Source organism: Thiomonas sp. UBA7699 (assembly GCF_002482605.1).
GTDB lineage: Bacteria > Pseudomonadota > Gammaproteobacteria > Burkholderiales > Burkholderiaceae_C > Thiomonas > Thiomonas arsenitoxydans.
The window spans coordinates 20,716-37,336 of sequence record NZ_DLGH01000019.1; the positions used below are offsets into that span (position 1 = coordinate 20,716).

Below are 16,621 nucleotides of genomic sequence, written 5' to 3' on the forward strand. Positions count from 1 at the left end.
TCACAATAGGCGGGCCGCATGTGCGGCCTACTCTCGATGGAGACTCGATATGGCTGCAAAACGCATTCTGTTGTTGGCGGGTGATTACGCCGAAGACTACGAAACCATGGTGCCGTTCCAGACCCTGCTGGCCGTGGGCCACACGGTGCACGCGGTCTGCCCCGACAAGAAGGCGGGCGATCAGGTGAAAACCGCGATTCACGACTTCGAGGGCGCGCAGACCTATTCCGAAAAGCCCGGCCACAACTTCACCCTCAACGCCACTTTCGCCGAAGTGAAGGCCGAGGACTACGACGCGCTGGTCATCCCCGGCGGACGCGCCCCCGAGTACCTGCGGCTCAACCCCAAGGTGCTCGATCTGGTGCGGCATTTTTTCAGCGCCGACAAGCCGGTGGCGGCGGTATGCCACGGCGCGCAGATTCTGGCGGCGGCGGGCGTGCTGCAAGGTCGCAAGTGCTCGGCCTATCCGGCCTGCGGCCCGGAAGTGCGTGAGGCCGGCGGCGACTATGCCGATATTCCAGTCGATCAGGCGGTGACGCAGGGCAATCTGGTGACCGCCCCGGCCTGGCCCGCGCATCCGGCGTGGATGGGACAGTTTCTCAAGCTGCTGGGGACGCAGATCACGCTGTAACGCGTGTGCAAACGCCATGAAAAACGCCGACTTCTAGTCGGCGTTTTTGTGGGCGGCCAGGAGTTCAGCTCAGTACCGTCATGCTCAGGCGGCGGCGGTAGCTCTCCACCGTGGGATCGGTGACCGGGGGCTGGCCGGGCGCGGGCTTGGGGGCATCTGCAGGCGTCATCAGCTCCAGAATGTTGACAAAGGTCTTGCGCGCGCGGTCTTCGCTCCAGCTTTTGTCGCGCATGAGAATGTCGAGCAGTTCGTCCAGCGCCGCGGTCCACTGCTGCGCGGCCATGTGTTGCTGCGCCAGGGCGTAGCGGGCGTCGAAGTCGCGCTTGTTGGCGGCGATGCTGGCCTGCAGCGCGGCAACAGGGGGCAGGCCGGGCGCGGCCTGCGCGGCGGAAAGCCAGTCGGCCAGCGCCTGGATGCGGGCGTCGGCCAGCGCCTTGCCGGCAATGGGCTCGAACGCCAACTTGGCGTCGGCGGTGCGGCCGTCCTTCAGCAGCAGTTCGACATACGCCTTGCGCGCGTTGTCGTTGGCCGGATTGGTGGCCAAGTCTTGCTGCAGCTTTTCCAGCGGCGGCAGCGCAGGTGCAGACTCGGCTTTGGCATCGCTCGGTTCGGCCTCGTCCGTCTGCTCCGGCGCGGTGTCGGGAACGTGCTTGTCGAGAAATTCGCGGATCTGGCCTTCGGGCAGAGCGCCGACGAAACCGTCCACCGGCTGGCCGTCTTTGAGCAGCATGACCATGGGGATGCTGCGCACGCCGAACGCAGCGGCCAGTTCCTGCTCTTCTTCGGTGTTGATTTTCACCAGCTTGAAACGGCCTTCGTAAGCCACTTCCAGCTTTTCGAGAATGGGGCCAAGCGCGCGGCAGGGGCCGCACCACGGGGCCCACAGATCGACCAACACCGGGACGGTATGGGAGGCTTCGACGACTTCGGTTTCAAAATTGGCAACGGTGGCATCAATCATGTTCGACTCCTGAATGAGCAGGGCAAATGGGGGCGGTCGGCGCCATACCAAGGGGTGTATGCAGGCGCACGATCTGCGTTTGGATGGAGCATAGCGGGGCGCGATTTCAAGGGCTTGATCCACTGCTTCTTAAAATCACTCGTTTACAGGCGTTGCACAGGAGAGAGCAGATGGCCGCAATCGGCGTGGTGATGGGGTCGCAAAGCGACTGGGAGGTGATGCGCCATGCGGCGGACATCCTCGTCCGCTTCGGGGTGGCGCACGACTGCCAGGTGGTCTCGGCCCACCGCATGCCCGACGATCTGTTTGCCTATGCCGACAGTGCGCAGCAGCGCGGCCTGCGCGCCATCATCGCCGGTGCGGGCGGCGCGGCGCATCTGCCGGGCATGCTCGCGGCCAAGACCACGGTGCCGGTGCTCGGCGTGCCGGTGCCCAGCAAGTATCTGCGGGGCGAAGATTCGCTGCTGTCCATTGTGCAGATGCCCAAGGGTGTGCCGGTTGCCACTTTTGCCATCGGCGAAGCCGGGGCGGCAAATGCCGCGCTGTTTGCCGTGGCGATGCTGGCGGCGCATGACGCGGGCCTGCGCGATCAGCTCGACGCCTTCCGCGCGGAGCAAACCGCCGCAGCGCGGGCCATGCGCGTGGGTAGCCCGGCATGAGCAAGTCTGCCGCATTCATTCCCCCCGGCGCCACGCTGGGCGTGCTCGGCGGCGGGCAGTTGGGCCGCATGTTTGCCCAGGCGGCGCAGAGCGCGGGCTATGGCGTGGCCGTGCTCGAAGCCGACGAAGCCGCGCCCGCAGCGCAGGTCACCGGCATCCATCTGGCAGCACGCTATGACGACCCGCTGGCGCTCGATCAACTCGCCCGCGACTGCGCTGCGGTGACGGTGGAGTTCGAGAATATTCCGGCGCACTCGATGCAGTGGCTGGAGTCGCGCGTGCCGCTGGCGCCCGCGCCGCAGGCCGTGGCTGTGTGCCAGGACCGGGCGCAGGAAAAGGCCTTGTTTGCGCGGCTTGGCGTGCCTTGCGCGCCGCACGCGGTGCTGACCGCGAGCGGCGGCCTTGGTGCGGTGAGCACTGAGCTGTTTCCCGGCATTCTTAAAACCGCCCGGCTGGGCTATGACGGCAAAGGGCAGATCACGGTGCAAACAGCCGCCGACCTGCCTGCGGCCTGGGCCGCCCTGGGCGGTGTGGACTGCGTGCTGGAGAAAAAACTCGATCTGGCCTATGAACTGTCGGTGGTGATGGCGCGCGGCCGCGACGGTTGCTCCGTGCTTTACGAGCCGCAGCAGAACCTGCACCGCGACGGCATTCTGTTCGCCAGCTTTTCGCCCGGCGCGTCCATCACCCCCGACATCGCCGAGGCTGCGCAGAACGCCGCAGCCACCGTGGCGGAGGGGCTGGACTATGTCGGCGTGCTCTGCGTGGAATTTTTCGTGCTGCGCGATGGTCGCCTGCTGGCTAACGAAATCGCGCCGCGTCCGCACAACTCCGGCCATCACACCATCGACTCCTGCACCGTGTCGCAGTTCGAGCTGCAGTGGCGCACCCTGGTGAACGCGCCGTTGCTAGTGCCCAGGCAGCACAGCGCCACTGTCATGCTCAACCTGCTGGGCGATCTCTGGTTCGACGCCACCGGCCAGCAGCGCGAGCCCGACTGGGCCACCGTGTTGGCGCAACCCGGCGCGCATCTGCACCTCTACGGCAAGCACGCGCCGCGCGAGGGCCGCAAGATGGGCCACCTCACCTGCACGGCGGCCACCCCTGCCGAAGCGCGCCAGACCGCGCTGCACGCCTGCACCGTTCTCGGCCTGGAGCCGTTCTGAGGTGAGCGAGGTGAACACCGACGCCCAAGTGCGTCCGCGCGAGATCATCGAGGCCGTGCGGCGTCTGGAGGCGGGCGAACTGGTCGGTCTGCCGACTGAAACCGTTTACGGCCTGGCCGCCGACGCCGAGAACGTGCAGGCCGTCGCCAGAATCTATGCCGCGAAGGGGCGGCCTGCCGACCACCCCGTGATCGTGCATATCCACCGCGCCGCCGATCTGGGGCATTGGGCGTCCGAAGTGCCTGAAACCGCGCGCAAACTTGCCGCCGCCTTCTGGCCCGGGCCGCTCACCTTGATTCTGCCGCGCAAACCCGGCGTGGCCGACGCCTGCGCCGGTGGACAGAACACCATCGGTCTGCGCTGCCCCTCCCATCCCGTCGCCCAGGCCGTGCTGGCGATTTTCAAAGGCGGGCAGGGCGGGTTGGCGGCGCCGTCGGCCAACCGCTTCGGCCGCATCAGCCCCACCACGGCGGCGCATGTGCATGCAGAACTCGGCGACGACCTGCTGGTGCTCGACGGCGGCGCCTGCGCCGTGGGCATCGAGAGCACCATCGTCGATTGCACCGCGCAACCGCCGCGCATCCTGCGCCCGGGGCAGTTGCAGGCGGCTGACATCGCGCAAACCCTGGGCGTGGCCGAGGCCGACTTGCTGCGCCCGGCAGAATCTGCCCCGCGTGTGGCGGGCGTGCTGCCGGCGCATTACGCCCCGCGCACACCGCTGCAGTGGTGTTCACGCGAGCAAATCAATGCACGCTGGGAGATTGGCACGAGCGCGGGGCGGCGCATCGGGGTGCTGGCATTCCCGCCGCAGCCACTTGCGCCCCATCCCTCATGGGTCACGCTGCCTGCCGATCCTGCTGCCTATGCGCAACAGCTTTACGCTGTTTTACGCAGACTAGATGCGGCAGGGCTCGAGGAGATTTGCGTTGAAGTCTTGCCGCCATCGCCTGCGTGGCTGGCGCTGCGCGACCGGCTGACGCGCGCAGTGCATGGCTCGGGTCGCTGACGTCCTGCAAGAGCGGGTGGTTCGCCACAAAAGGCGAACATGTATCCTTTTGTTGCAAATCGGCAAACCTGTGGCAAATGCGCAGTACCACTCTTGCGACGCCATTTTCCTTCGGCTACGCTAAAGCGAACGGTCGTTCTTTTTTTGACCCGCCCGCCTGCAGGCCAGCAGGCATACAACAATGTTTGAGGAGATGTTCATGCGGAATCGTGTCTGGATTGCGCTGGCCTTGGCCAGTGCCTTGGGCTTGGCAGGTTGCGGCGGCGGCGGAAATCCTTCTCCGCCCTCGCTGGCCTCCGTGGCGAGTGTGAATTCGGCCAGCACGGCGCCGGCCGCGCCGCCGAGCGGCGGGTTCAAGCAGATTGTGGCGTTTGGCGATAGTTTGTCCGACGACGGTGCGTACACCTTGGCGGCGGTCAGCACCTATGGCGCAACCGTGCCGTTTACCGGCTTGCCCTATCCCGCAGGAGGGCAGTTCACCGTCAATGGCGATACCACCGGCAACTGGACGGGGGTTCTGGCCTCCAGCCTGAAACTGGGTTTGACGCCTAATGTGATTGGCTATGGCACCCCCTCCGGCGTGATGTATCTCGGAGCGACCGGGCCGACCTCGACGCCTACGTTCTGTGCTTTCAGCGCGCCGCCTTCTTCCGGGCAAGCCACTTGCACCAATTTTGCTCAGGGCGGTTCCATGGTGAGCAACGCGAATGGCATCGGCCACAGCGGCGGGGCTTTGACCCTGCCGGTCACCGCACAAGTGCAAAATTATCTCGCGCAGTTCAATGGCAGTTTCAACAGCAATCAGTTGGTCACCGTGCTGGCGGGCAATAACGACATTTTTACGGCTCTGGGTACGGTAAGCGCCACAGTGACGCAAGCCGTCACGCAGGCAGTCACAAGCGCCCTGCAGCAAAACCCCAATCTGACGCAGGCGCAGATTGCGCAAATCCAAGCGCAGGCGCAGCAATCCGCAACCACTTCTGCAGTCAGTAACGCGCAGAACACCGTCGCGACCGCGGCCGATGAACTGGCTGCTCAAATCAAGCTCATCACCAGCAAAGGGGCGAAGTATGTGATGGTCTACACCTTGCCGGACTCATCGCAGACGCCATTCGGACGCGGTTTGCCCTACACCGGTCTGACGCCGCCGCAAACGCCTCCTGCCGGTTATGTGTGCGACAACACCAACACGGGAGCGCCTTGCTATCTGCTTTCCAATTTGGTGCAGGTGTTCAATCAGCGTTTGTTGAACGATCTACAGGGGCAGCCGGTCAAGGTGCTCGATGGCTACAGCCTGCTCAACCAGGAGGTCACCAATCCGGCGCAATTCGGTTTCACCAACGTGACTACCCCTTGGTGTAACCCGGCGACCACGAGCTCTCTGTTGTGCAACGTCAACACCCCGTATGCTGCCGCCGGCGCCAGTGCGGCGAATTTGGGCACATGGCTGTTTGCCGATACCGTTCACCCCACACCCGCTGGTTACAAAATCATTGCTAGCACAACATTGCAGGCGATGAAGGGTTTTGGCTGGATTTCGCAATGACAACGAGGAGACGAGCAATGAATGCCTTACAACGCACTGTACTGGGCAGCATTTTTTCCGCCGCCAGCTTCGCTCTTCTGCCCACCGCGCATGCCGATGATTTTCCGAAAAATATCATCTATGTCGGCGCTGCCTATCTCAATAACCATCCTAGCCAGCCGAATTTGAGCGGCTACAACACCCCGCCCAATCTCAATTTGGCGGAGGGCAATGCCACGACTCTCGGTTTAGGGTACGTGCGCAACCTACCCGGGCCGTGGAGTTTCGAGCTGGCGCTGGGTTATCCGCCCACGGTGCGCACCTATGCAGAGGGCAGCGGCTGGCGCACGCTCAGTGGCGTTGGTGTGACCGATGTGGATGTGTACTCGCCAACGGCCTTCATCAACTTCCACATTCGAGGAAAAGAGGCGAAGTGGGACCCCTTCGTCGGCTTGGGCGTCAACTACACGTGGTTTCGTAACACCAAGGCATTGCCGCCGCTTGAGCATGCGCAAGGGCCAACCGATATCCATCTATCGAGCGATTTGACCTGGGCCGCCCACATTGGTCTGATCTATCGCTTCAATTCGCGTTGGTCGTTGGTGAGTACCGTTGCTTATTCGGATGTGCGCAGCACGCTGACCTCCACCTCATACACGCGGGATCGCTCGGTCATCACCAGCCAGGCGTCGACGAACATCAAGTTCAATCCGGTGGTCTACACCTTGGCAGTGGGCTATAGTTTTTAAAAGCTTGCTCACGCTGCAAGTTTTGGAAAGAGGGGGGCTTCGGCCCTCTTTTTTTGGGGCGCCGGAAGCAGAAAAAATCTGTCTTTATATACAGCTGTGCTACATTGCGGCGCAGTGCTATTCAGACTTGAGGACCATGCCATGGAACAGGGGAAATCCGCAGTGAATCCAGAAAAAGCCAAGGCGCTTGCCGCCGCGCTGTCGCAGATTGAAAAGCAGTTCGGCAAGGGCACCATCATGCGCATGGATGATGGCGAGGCGCAGCGCGACATTCAGGTGGTGTCCACCGGCTCGCTGGGCCTGGACATCGCCCTGGGCGTAGGCGGCTTGCCGCGCGGCCGGGTGGTGGAAATCTACGGGCCAGAGTCCTCGGGCAAGACCACGCTCACCCTGCAGGTCATTGCCGAAATGCAGAAGCTCGGCGGCACTTGCGCCTTCATCGATGCCGAGCATGCGCTCGACGTGCAATACGCCTCCAAACTCGGGGTGCAACTACCCGATTTGCTGATTTCCCAGCCCGATACCGGCGAGCAGGCGCTTGAAATCGTCGACGCGCTGGTGCGCTCCGGCTCGGTGGACATGATCGTGATCGACTCGGTGGCTGCGCTCACGCCCAAGGCCGAAATCGAGGGCGAGATGGGCGATTCGCTGCCGGGTCTGCAGGCCCGGCTGATGAGCCAGGCGCTACGCAAGCTCACCGCCAACATCAAGCGCACCAACTGCCTGGTCATTTTCATCAACCAGATCCGCATGAAAATCGGTGTGATGTTCGGCAATCCCGAAACGACGACCGGCGGCAACGCGCTCAAGTTCTACTCCTCGGTGCGCCTAGACATCCGTCGCATCGGCGCCATCAAGAAGGGCGAAGAAGTCGTCGGCTCTGAAACCCGGGTGAAGGTGGTGAAGAACAAGGTGGCGCCGCCGTTCAAACAGGCGGAGTTCGACATCCTCTATGGCGAAGGTATTTCGCGTGAAGGCGAAATCGTTGACCTGGGGGTGCTGGCCAAACTGGTGGAGAAGTCCGGCTCCTGGTATGCCTACAACGGCGAGAAAATCGGCCAGGGCAAGGACAACGCGCGCGAATTTCTCAAGTCAAATCCCGACATCGCCCGCGAGATCGAAAACAAGGTCCGCGCCAGCCTCGGCGTGCCTGAGGCCAATGCGCTGATGACGGCCGATATGTCCGAGGAAGAGCAAGACTGAGTCCGTTGCCATGAGTCTGCCTCGCGCCCAGCCTTCTTTGCGAGCGCGGGCCGTGCGCTATCTCTCGCAACGGGAGCACAGCCCGTTGGAACTGCGGCGCAAGCTGCTGCGCTATTGCGAGGCGCCCGAAGAGGTCGAGGCCCTGCTCGCCAGTCTGGAGCAGGCGGGTCTGCTCAGCAGTGAGCGTTTTGCCCAGTCGCTCATTCATCGGCGGCAGCAGCGCTACGGCAATTTGCGCATCGCACAAGAACTCGACGCGCACGGCCTATCGTCCGATGCCACGGCAAATCTGCGTCAGTCCCTGAAAGACAGCGAACTGACTCGCGCCCAAGCCGCTTGGGCGCGAAAATTCCAGGCGCTTCCGCAAGACGCTGCCGAGCGGGCCAAACAGGCTCGTTTTTTGACTCAACGTGGCTTCAGCGGGGACGCCGTCCGCGCGGTTTTGCGCGGCGAGGGCACGGAAGACGTCGACTGACTTGCTGCGCCGCAGCAGGCTGCTACACTGATTCTTGCGCTTCATCAAAAATTGATCCACCATGCGCGACACTCCTGCCGCCCCGTCTTCGCCCAATCGCCGTCTGGTTCACCGCCGCAGTCTCAGTATCGAGGTCTATGCGCGAGAGGATGGCTTGTGGGATCTGCAGGCCGAATTGCGGGACGTGAAAACGCGCGATCTCACCCTGTCCGAACGGATCCGCCCGGCGGGCATTCCGGTGCATGACATGTTACTCATCGTCACCATCGACGACGCGCTCGACATCGTCGATGCCCGCTCGCACACTCTGTTCAGCCCTTACGACACCTGCGGCGATCACGATGACGCCTACCGGCGGCTGATCGGCCTCAATCTGCTGCGCGGATTTCGTTCCGCTGTGCGCGAGCGCCTGGGCGGCGTGCTGGGCTGCACCCATCTCACCGAATTGACGCAAGTGCTGCCGACCGCAGCCATTCAAGGGTTGGCCGGGCTGGCGACGATTACCTTGCCGGAGCCTCAAGAAAGCGCAGGGCCGCCCCAAGCTTTCTTGATCCCCTCGGGGGGCGGGTCGGCGAGCCGACCCAGGGGGCGTTTAGACACGGAGCGTGCCGCCGGTATGCCTTTTCAGCTCAACCGCTGCCACGCCCTGCGGCTGGACAGTCCAGCAGTCGCCGAGTTTTATCCCCGTTGGGCGCAGCAAACTGCGCAGCAACGCACCGAAGGCACAATGCCTGCACCACAAGTCGAGGACGAGACGCCATGAAAATTCATGAATATCAGGCCAAGCAACTATTAAGAGTACACGGTGTGCCGGTTCCGCGCGGCAAGCCCGCGTTTTCCGTCGATGAGGCCGTCGCCGCAGCGCAGGAATTGGGCGGCCCGGTCTGGGTGGTGAAGGCGCAGATTCACGCTGGCGGGCGGGGCAAGGGCGGTGGCGTCAAGCTGGCGCGAACGCTGGACGAAGTCCGGCAACTATCCCTGCAAATCCTGGGGATGCAGCTCGTCACCCATCAAACCGGCCCTGCGGGGCAGAAAGTGCGACGGCTGCTGATCGAGGAGGGCGCCGACATTCAAAAAGAGTATTACGTCGCCGTGCTCACCGACCGTGCCACGCAAAAAGTGGCCGTCATGGCGTCGAGCGAAGGCGGCATGGACATTGAAGAGGTCGCTGCCAAGACGCCGGAGAAAATTCTCAAGGTGTTCGTCGATCCGCTGGTTGGCCTGCAAGAGGCACAGGGGCTGGAACTGGCCGCGGGCATCGGCATTCCGCTCGCCTCGCAGGCCCAGGCGATCGACGTGTTCAAGAAGCTCTACCAGTGCTATATGGACACCGACGCCTCGCTGGTGGAAATCAACCCGCTGATTCTGGAAGGAAACGGTAGGATAAAAGCGCTCGATGCCAAGTTCAACATCGACGACAACGCCCTGTTCCGTCACCCCGAAATCGAGGCGCTGCGCGATCTCGATGAGGAAGACCCGGCCGAGGTGCAGGCGCACAAATTCGACCTCGCCTACATCCAGCTCGACGGCAATATCGGCTGCCTGGTCAACGGCGCCGGGCTGGCGATGGCGACGATGGACACCATCAAGCTGTTCGGCGGCTCGCCCGCCAACTTTCTCGATGTGGGCGGCGGCGCCACCACCGAAAAGGTGACCGAGGCGTTCAAGATCATGCTGCACAACCCCTATGTCAAGGCGATCCTGGTCAACATCTTCGGCGGCATCATGCGCTGCGACACCATTGCCGAGGGCGTCATTGCCGCCTCGCGCACGGTGGGCCTGAGCGTGCCCCTGGTGGTGCGCATGAAGGGCACCAACGAAGAGATCGGGCGCAAGATGCTGGCCGACTCCGGCCTGCCCATCATCAGCGCCAACACCATGGGCGAGGCGGCGCAAGCCGCCGTTCATGCCGCGCAGGCCTGAGCCGCACCCCACAGAACAAGAGGACAACATGGCTATCCTGATCAATCAAGACACCAAGGTCATCACCCAGGGCATCACCGGCAAAACAGGGCAGTTTCATACCCGCATGTGCCGCGACTATGCCAATGGCAAGAACTGCTTCGTCGCTGGCGTCAACCCCAAAAAGGCCGGCGAAGACTTCGAGGGCATTCCCATTTACGGCACCGTGGCCGACGCCAGGGCGGCTACGGGCGCCACGGTTTCCGTCATCTATGTGCCCCCGGCAGGCGCGGCTGCCGCCATATGGGAGGCTGTGGAAGCCGACCTCGATCTGGCGATCTGCATCACCGAGGGCATTCCCGTGAAGGACATGTTGCTGGTGCGCAACCGCATGAAGGCCAAGGAGGCGTCCGGTGGCAAGAAAACCCTGTTGCTCGGGCCGAACTGTCCCGGTCTGATCACGCCCGATGAAATCAAGATCGGCATCATGCCCGGACACATTCACCGCAAGGGTCGCATCGGCATCGTCTCGCGCTCGGGCACGCTCACTTACGAGGCGGTGGCGCAGGTCACCGAACTCGGGCTGGGCCAGAGCAGCGCGGTGGGCATCGGTGGCGACCCGATCAACGGTCTCAAGCACATCGACATCATGCGGGCGTTCAACGACGACCCCGATACCGATGCGGTCATCATGATCGGCGAGATCGGCGGCTCTGACGAAGCCGAGGCCGCGCGCTGGTGCAAAGCCCACATGAAAAAACCGGTGGTCGGTTTCATCGCGGGCGTCACCGCGCCTCCGGGCAAGCGCATGGGCCATGCCGGGGCGCTGATCTCCGGCGGGGCCGACACGGCCGATGCCAAGCTCGCCATCATGGAGGAATGTGGCTTTACCGTGACGCGCAATCCGTCTGAAATGGGCAAACTTCTCAAGCAAGTCCTGCGCTGATCCATGCGAACGCCGGGGCTGCCCCCGGTTACAAACGGTATGATGCAAGACAAGTCCCGATGGGACTGCATCGATACCTCCTGGGGCAGCCATCGGCATGGAACACTATCTCACCGTCGAGTTCTTGACGGCCATCGGTCAGATCGTTCTGATCGACATTCTTCTGGGCGGAGACAACGCCGTGGTCATTGCATTGGCCACGCGCAAGCTCCCGCCGCATCAACGCAAGCTCGGCATTCTTTGGGGTACCGCGGGCGCCATCGTGCTGCGTGTGGTGTTGATTTTTTTCGCGCTGACCCTGCTCAAGCTGCCTTTGCTCAAGATTGTCGGTGCATTGCTGCTGTTTTGGATCGGCATCAAGCTGCTCGCTCCGCAAGAGGAAGAAGGGCACGGCGATGTGCAGGCGGCAGACAAGCTGTGGGCTGCGGTCAAGACCGTGATCATCGCCGACTTCGTGATGAGCCTGGACAACGTCATCGCCATTGCCGGAGCCGCGCAAAACGCCGGGGAGCAGCACAGCATGCTGCTGGTGGTGTTTGGTCTGCTGCTGAGCGTGCCCATCATCGTCTGGGGCAGCCAGTTGGTCATCCGCCTGATGCAGCGCTTTCCGGTGGTGATCACCCTCGGGGCCATGCTGCTGGGCTGGATTGCCGGTGGCCTGCTGGTCACCGATCCTGCAGTGGAGCACTGGGTTGAAGCGCTGCCCTGGGCGGCCTACGCAGAAAAAATTGCCGGGCTGATCGGCGCCATCGTGGTGTGGGCCGTGGCAAAGCTGATTTATCGCCGCCCCTCGGCTTCTGCGGCATGAGCACCATCATGGCTAAGACACCCAGTTCCAGCCCCGCCCTGCAGTATGAAATGATCAGCCTCACCCATACGGGGCGGGTGCGTGAGCACAACGAAGACGCGGTGGCGTTCGATGCCCTGGCGCAGGTTGCCGTGCTGGCCGATGGCATGGGGGGCTACGCTGCTGGAGAGGTAGCCAGCGGCATGGCGACGGCGCAGATTTGCGCGCGTATTTCCCGCCTGAAGGCTGACTATCCGAAGGTGACTGCGCTCGATCTGTCCACCGAACTTCGTTTTGCGGTGCGCCATGTCAACGCCGAGATTCTGCGGGCCGCGCGCAGCAATGCGCAGTATGCCGGGATGGGCGCCACGCTGGTTGCCGTGGCGTTTACTGGAAATGTGGCGGTGATCGCCCATGCAGGGGATTCTCGCGCTTATCTGCTGCGGCAGAATCAACTGCGCCTGCTCACGCACGACCACTCGGCCCTGCAGGAGCAGATCGACATGGGGCTGATTCTGCCCGAGGACGCGGAAACGATAGGCGGCAAAAATCTGGTGACGCGGGCGCTAGGCGTGGATGCCCGGCTCGACCCGGATGTCGCCATGCATCCCATGATGACGGGGGATTTGTTGCTTCTGTGTTCGGATGGCTTGAACGATATGTTGACAGATGCCAAAATTGAAAACATATTGCGGCAATATGCTGAACATCCTGCGGCGGCTGCGCGCCAGCTGGTGGATGACGCTAATGTGGCTGGCGGGCGTGACAATGTTTCCGTCATTCTGGTGACTGTGCGCTGACTCAGCCGATGCGTTTTTCTATTTTGATCTGACTCATTAAACGGACTTCAAATCGTGGCCAAACTCGTGATTACCCTGGATGGCAAAGTTTTGAAAGAGGTCGTGCTCAGCAAAGACCGCACGACGCTCGGGCGTCGTCCGTACAACGATGTGGTCATCGACAACCTGGCGGTCAGCGGTGAGCACGCCGTGTTACTGCGCGATAGCGGAACGGATGCCGAGAGCTACACCATTCAAGACCTGGGCAGCACCAACGGCACCTATCTGAACGGCGCGCCCATCAAGTCCAGCCCCTTCCGCGAAGGCGACACGGTCGATATCGGCAAGTACAGCCTGCGGCTGTTGTCCGATACGCGTCAGACCACCTTCGGCCCGTCACGTTTTGGCGCCACTACCGGGTTTGGCAATTCCCGTTTCGGTAATTCGGGTTTTTCGGATTCGCGCACCCGGGCGGGAGATGCCGAGCGCAGCTACAAGATCAAGGTGCTCAGCGGGGATGCGGCAGGGCGGGAAATTCTGCTCAGCAAGGAGCAGACCACCTTCGGCCAGCGCGGCACCCTGGTGGTCAGCGTGATGCACAAGCCGCGCGGCTACGAACTGGTGCAGGTCGAAGGCGAAAAGCGGGCGCAGGTCAATGGCGTCTCGCTCGGCCTCATGCCGGTGGTGCTGCGCTCCGGCGATGTGATCAACCTCACCGGCATTCAGTTGCAGTTTCTGCAGGTCTGAGCACTGCTTGGCTTTGGGGAGCGCTCAAAGCAAAACGCCCGCAAAGCCTTCGGTCGATGCGGGCGTTTTTCTGCAGCGGGCTGTTTAGCGAGGCACGCGCATGACCTTGAGCATATTGGTGCCACCCGCCGTGCCGATCGGCTCGCCGCAGGTGATGGCGTAGCTGTCGCCGGAGGCCACGGCGTTTTTCTCGATCAACCGGGCTTCGGCCTGGTTGAGCAGGGCGTCGCGGTCGGTGGTGCTGAAGCTCAGCAGCATCGGGCGCACATTGCGATACAGCGCCATGCGTCGCACTGAGGTTTCGCTGCGCGACAGCGCATAAATCGGCACATTGACACGGTGGCGGCTCATCCACAGCGCGGTGGAGCCTGATTCGGTCAGCGCCACAATGGCCTTGCAGCCGAGGTGGTGCGCGGTGAACAGCGCAGCCATGGCGATCGACTGGTCGATGCGGGTGAACTGCTTGTTGACGAAGTCGTGTTCGAGCTTGACCTCTTCGTAGGTTTCCGCCGCCTCGCAGATGCTGGCCATCGCCTCTACCGTCTCCACCGGGTACTTGCCGGCCGCCGTTTCCGCCGACAGCATGACCGCGTCAGTGCCGTCGAGCACCGCGTTGGCGACGTCGGACACTTCGGCGCGGGTGGGCACGGCGTTGACGATCATCGACTCCATCATCTGCGTGGCGGTGATCACCACACGATCCATTTCGCGCGCCATGCGGATCATGCGTTTTTGCAGCGCGGGCACGGCGGGATTGCCGACTTCCACTGCGAGGTCGCCGCGCGCCACCATGATGCCGTCGGAGGCTCGCAGAATTTCCGCCAACGCCGGAATTGCCTCGACCCGCTCGATCTTGGCGATGAGCGCGGGCTTGTGGTGGTAGGGCTCGCCGGCGACGTTGGCGAGTTGCCGCGCCAGCTCCATGTCGGTGGCGTTTTTGGGAAAGGACACGGCCAGATAGTCGGCCTGGAAGGACATCGCGGTACGAATGTCCTCCATGTCCTTGGCGGTGAGGGCCGGGGCCGACAGACCGCCGCCCTGTTTGTTGATGCCCTTGTTGTTCGACAGTTCGCCGCCGATGGTGACGACGGTGTGGATTTGATCCCCGCTCACTCTCTCGACGGTGAGCACGATGAGACCGTCGTTGAGCAGCAGACGGTCGCCCGCGTGTACGTCGCGCGGCAGGTCTTTGTAGTCCAGGCCGCAGCGGGTCTCATCGCCGATTTCGCAGGTGGCGTCGAGCGTGAATTTCTGTCCGGGTTGCAGCATGACCTTGCCGTCCTTGAACCGGCCCACCCGAATTTTCGGGCCTTGCAGATCGGCCATGATGGCAACGGACTTGCCCAGGCGGGTGGCCGTTTCGCGGATGAGTTGGGCGCGGTCGATATGGTCTTGCGCCTTGCCATGAGAAAAATTGAGCCGAACGACATCGACCCCGGCCGCGAGCATGCGTTCGAGGATGTCTGGCGAGGAGCTTGCAGGGCCGATGGTGGCAACGATTTTGGTGGCGCGGGACATGGGTAGCGGGATATTGGGGATAGGCAAAATAATGCGATCAGTGAAAATGTGGAATCCCTCACAGGAAACCGGGGTGTAGTGTAGAGCGTGCTCTTGACGACTTCGCGCCAGCAGTCAGAATCTCGTCAGCCTAGTTGACCCGGCTCACCCGGCGCACTCTGAAAATCCCGACACCTCACTTGTCTTCCTCCATGAGCGACTCCTTTCAGCCCGAGCCCAACCCGGCCCCGATGCCCGGGGTAGAGCTTTTGCCCGGACTGGCCGCCGTGCCGGAAGTCAGAAGTCTGCTCGAAGCGGTCGATCTGCCCATAGGCCGCTGGGACGCCGACGGGCGGCTGACCTTTTTCAATCCGCCCTATGTGAGCTGGGCGCGGCGAAATCCTGACCAACTGCGCGGCAGAACGCTCAAAGAGCTTTACGGCGATGAGGCCTGGACTGCGGCGCAGCCCGCGTTCGAGCGGGGTTTTGCGGGCCAGCAGGCCGATTACCTGCGCCTGCTTCGGCATCTCGATCCGCCACGCTGGGCGCGCATCCAGGTGTTTCCCGAGCGGGGCATGGGCGGGCGCATCGAGGCCATTTACACCATTGCGCACGATGTGCACGACGACGTCACCGCCGCGATGGCGCTCAAACGCTCGAACTGGTTGCTCGAACAGGCGCTGGACAATCTGCCCTGGGGCGTGATCGAGAGCAACGCCGAACTCATCGTCACGCGCTGGTCGCGTTCGGCCGAGGCCATTCTGGGCTACTCCGAGGCCGAACGCCTGGGCACGCATCGCTTGGCTATGGGGGTGCCCGAGGAGGAGCGTGCGCGCACTCTGGCGGTCTATGAGCGTTTGCTGCGCGGAGAGATCGACAACTGGGTAGAACAGGCGCAATACATTCGCAAGGACCGGCGGCGGATCTGGGTGGAATGGACGTTGTCGGCGCTGCGCGACGAGGAAGGGCGCGTGGTTTCGCTGTTGACCTTCGTGCGCGACATCACCCACCAGATCGACACCCACGCCCGGCTGCTGCACCGCGCCGAGCGCGACGCGCTGACAGGGGTGCTCACCCGCCGCGCCATCATGGAGCGTCTCGATACCGCGCTGGCGCGACGCACCCGCGACGACATGCTCGCTCTGTGCTTCATCGATCTCGACGGCTTCAAGCAGATCAACGACCGCCTCGGCCATGTGCGCGGCGACCGTTTGCTGGTGCAGGTGGCGCACGCCATGCAGGACGTGCTGCGGCGCGACGACGCCATAGGCCGCATCGGCGGCGATGAATTCGTTGCGCTTAGCGCCGTGGCCGATCTGTCGGCCGCGCAGTCGCTCGCGGCCAAGCTCGTCGAGGTCTGCGCGGCGGCTGGCTACGACCTGCTCTCAGGCATGCGGGTGACGGCCAGTATCGGTGTGGCGGCCGCTCCCACGCACGCGCGCAGCAGCTTCGAGTTGCTGCAACGCGCCGATGACGCCATGTATGTGGCAAAACAGCAGGGTAAAAATCGCTGGAACCTGTGTCACCGACACATCGGTGGAGCCGACCTCGCACCACATCACCCGTAATACGAAGCGCAAGCAAACCT

At 63.0% G+C, this 16,621-nt stretch carries 17 protein-coding genes; 15 read left to right on the forward strand and 2 right to left on the reverse strand.

Annotation, left to right across the window (positions count from 1 at the left end):
• Positions 1–49: 49 nt before the first annotated feature.
• Positions 50–631, forward strand: a complete 582-nt coding sequence (locus B3H47_RS08320) for a DJ-1/PfpI family protein (protein WP_156053259.1) — start codon at positions 50–52, stop codon at positions 629–631.
• A gap of 64 nt (positions 632–695) precedes the next feature.
• Here B3H47_RS08320 and trxA read toward each other — a convergent pair whose 3' ends face one another.
• Positions 696–1,592 carry a thioredoxin gene (gene trxA / locus B3H47_RS08325; RefSeq protein WP_156053258.1) on the reverse strand — a complete coding sequence of 299 codons (897 nt, stop codon included), beginning with the start codon at positions 1,590–1,592 and terminating at the stop codon, positions 696–698.
• 170 nt (positions 1,593–1,762) lie between these two features.
• On the opposite strand from trxA, the gene purE reads away from it, so the two are divergent.
• From purE to B3H47_RS08390, 13 genes are all read left to right on the forward strand, one after another.
• Positions 1,763–2,251 carry a 5-(carboxyamino)imidazole ribonucleotide mutase gene (gene purE / locus B3H47_RS08330; protein WP_286986696.1) on the forward strand — a complete coding sequence of 163 codons (489 nt, stop codon included), beginning with the start codon at positions 1,763–1,765 and terminating at the stop codon, positions 2,249–2,251.
• Entirely contained in the window at positions 2,248–3,417 is a 1,170-nt protein-coding gene (locus B3H47_RS08335; protein WP_286986697.1) for a 5-(carboxyamino)imidazole ribonucleotide synthase, read from the forward strand. Before purE ends, B3H47_RS08335 begins: the two co-directional genes overlap by 4 nt.
• Before the next feature lies 1 nt (position 3,418).
• A complete protein-coding gene (locus B3H47_RS08340) occupies positions 3,419–4,423 on the forward strand; it encodes an L-threonylcarbamoyladenylate synthase (protein WP_013105089.1) in 1,005 nt (334 codons plus the stop codon).
• Positions 4,424–4,622: 199 nt separating this feature from the next.
• Positions 4,623–5,969, forward strand: a complete 1,347-nt coding sequence (locus B3H47_RS08345; RefSeq protein ID WP_286986698.1) for an SGNH/GDSL hydrolase family protein — start codon at positions 4,623–4,625, stop codon at positions 5,967–5,969.
• A 17-nt stretch (positions 5,970–5,986) separates the two neighbouring features.
• Positions 5,987–6,697: an OmpW/AlkL family protein gene (locus tag B3H47_RS08350; RefSeq protein ID WP_276728137.1), complete on the forward strand. Its 711-nt coding sequence runs from the start codon at positions 5,987–5,989 to the stop codon at positions 6,695–6,697.
• A 141-nt stretch (positions 6,698–6,838) separates the two neighbouring features.
• Positions 6,839–7,900 carry a recombinase RecA gene (recA, locus tag B3H47_RS08355; RefSeq protein ID WP_013105092.1) on the forward strand — a complete coding sequence of 354 codons (1,062 nt, stop codon included), beginning with the start codon at positions 6,839–6,841 and terminating at the stop codon, positions 7,898–7,900.
• A gap of 10 nt (positions 7,901–7,910) precedes the next feature.
• A complete protein-coding gene (recX, locus tag B3H47_RS08360) occupies positions 7,911–8,375 on the forward strand; it encodes a recombination regulator RecX (protein ID WP_286986699.1) in 465 nt (154 codons plus the stop codon).
• 61 nt (positions 8,376–8,436) lie between these two features.
• Entirely contained in the window at positions 8,437–9,138 is a 702-nt protein-coding gene (locus B3H47_RS08365) for a DUF2889 domain-containing protein (RefSeq protein ID WP_286986700.1), read from the forward strand.
• Entirely contained in the window at positions 9,135–10,298 is a 1,164-nt protein-coding gene (sucC, locus tag B3H47_RS08370; protein WP_286986701.1) for an ADP-forming succinate--CoA ligase subunit beta, read from the forward strand. Before B3H47_RS08365 ends, sucC begins: the two co-directional genes overlap by 4 nt.
• A 28-nt stretch (positions 10,299–10,326) precedes the next feature.
• Positions 10,327–11,223, forward strand: a complete 897-nt coding sequence (gene sucD, locus B3H47_RS08375) for a succinate--CoA ligase subunit alpha (RefSeq protein WP_286986702.1) — start codon at positions 10,327–10,329, stop codon at positions 11,221–11,223.
• Between the two features lie 97 nt (positions 11,224–11,320).
• On the forward strand, positions 11,321–12,031 hold the full coding sequence (locus B3H47_RS08380; RefSeq protein ID WP_013105097.1) for a TerC family protein: 711 nt from the start codon (positions 11,321–11,323) through the stop codon (positions 12,029–12,031).
• 8 nt (positions 12,032–12,039) lie between these two features.
• Positions 12,040–12,810, forward strand: coding sequence for a Stp1/IreP family PP2C-type Ser/Thr phosphatase (locus B3H47_RS08385; RefSeq protein ID WP_286986703.1), 771 nt, complete (start codon positions 12,040–12,042; stop codon positions 12,808–12,810).
• 54 nt (positions 12,811–12,864) lie between these two features.
• A complete protein-coding gene (locus B3H47_RS08390; RefSeq protein ID WP_013105099.1) occupies positions 12,865–13,536 on the forward strand; it encodes an FHA domain-containing protein in 672 nt (223 codons plus the stop codon).
• Between the two features lie 84 nt (positions 13,537–13,620).
• Here B3H47_RS08390 and pyk read toward each other — a convergent pair whose 3' ends face one another.
• The gene (gene pyk / locus B3H47_RS08395; protein WP_286986704.1) at positions 13,621–15,054 is read right to left on the reverse strand and encodes a pyruvate kinase; all 1,434 of its coding nucleotides are present in this window, start codon (positions 15,052–15,054) and stop codon (positions 13,621–13,623) included.
• Between the two features lie 191 nt (positions 15,055–15,245).
• Here pyk and B3H47_RS08400 point away from each other — a divergent pair, with 191 nt between their 5' ends.
• The gene (locus B3H47_RS08400) at positions 15,246–16,601 is read left to right on the forward strand and encodes a sensor domain-containing diguanylate cyclase (protein WP_286986705.1); all 1,356 of its coding nucleotides are present in this window, start codon (positions 15,246–15,248) and stop codon (positions 16,599–16,601) included.
• Positions 16,602–16,621: the final 20 nt, after the last annotated feature.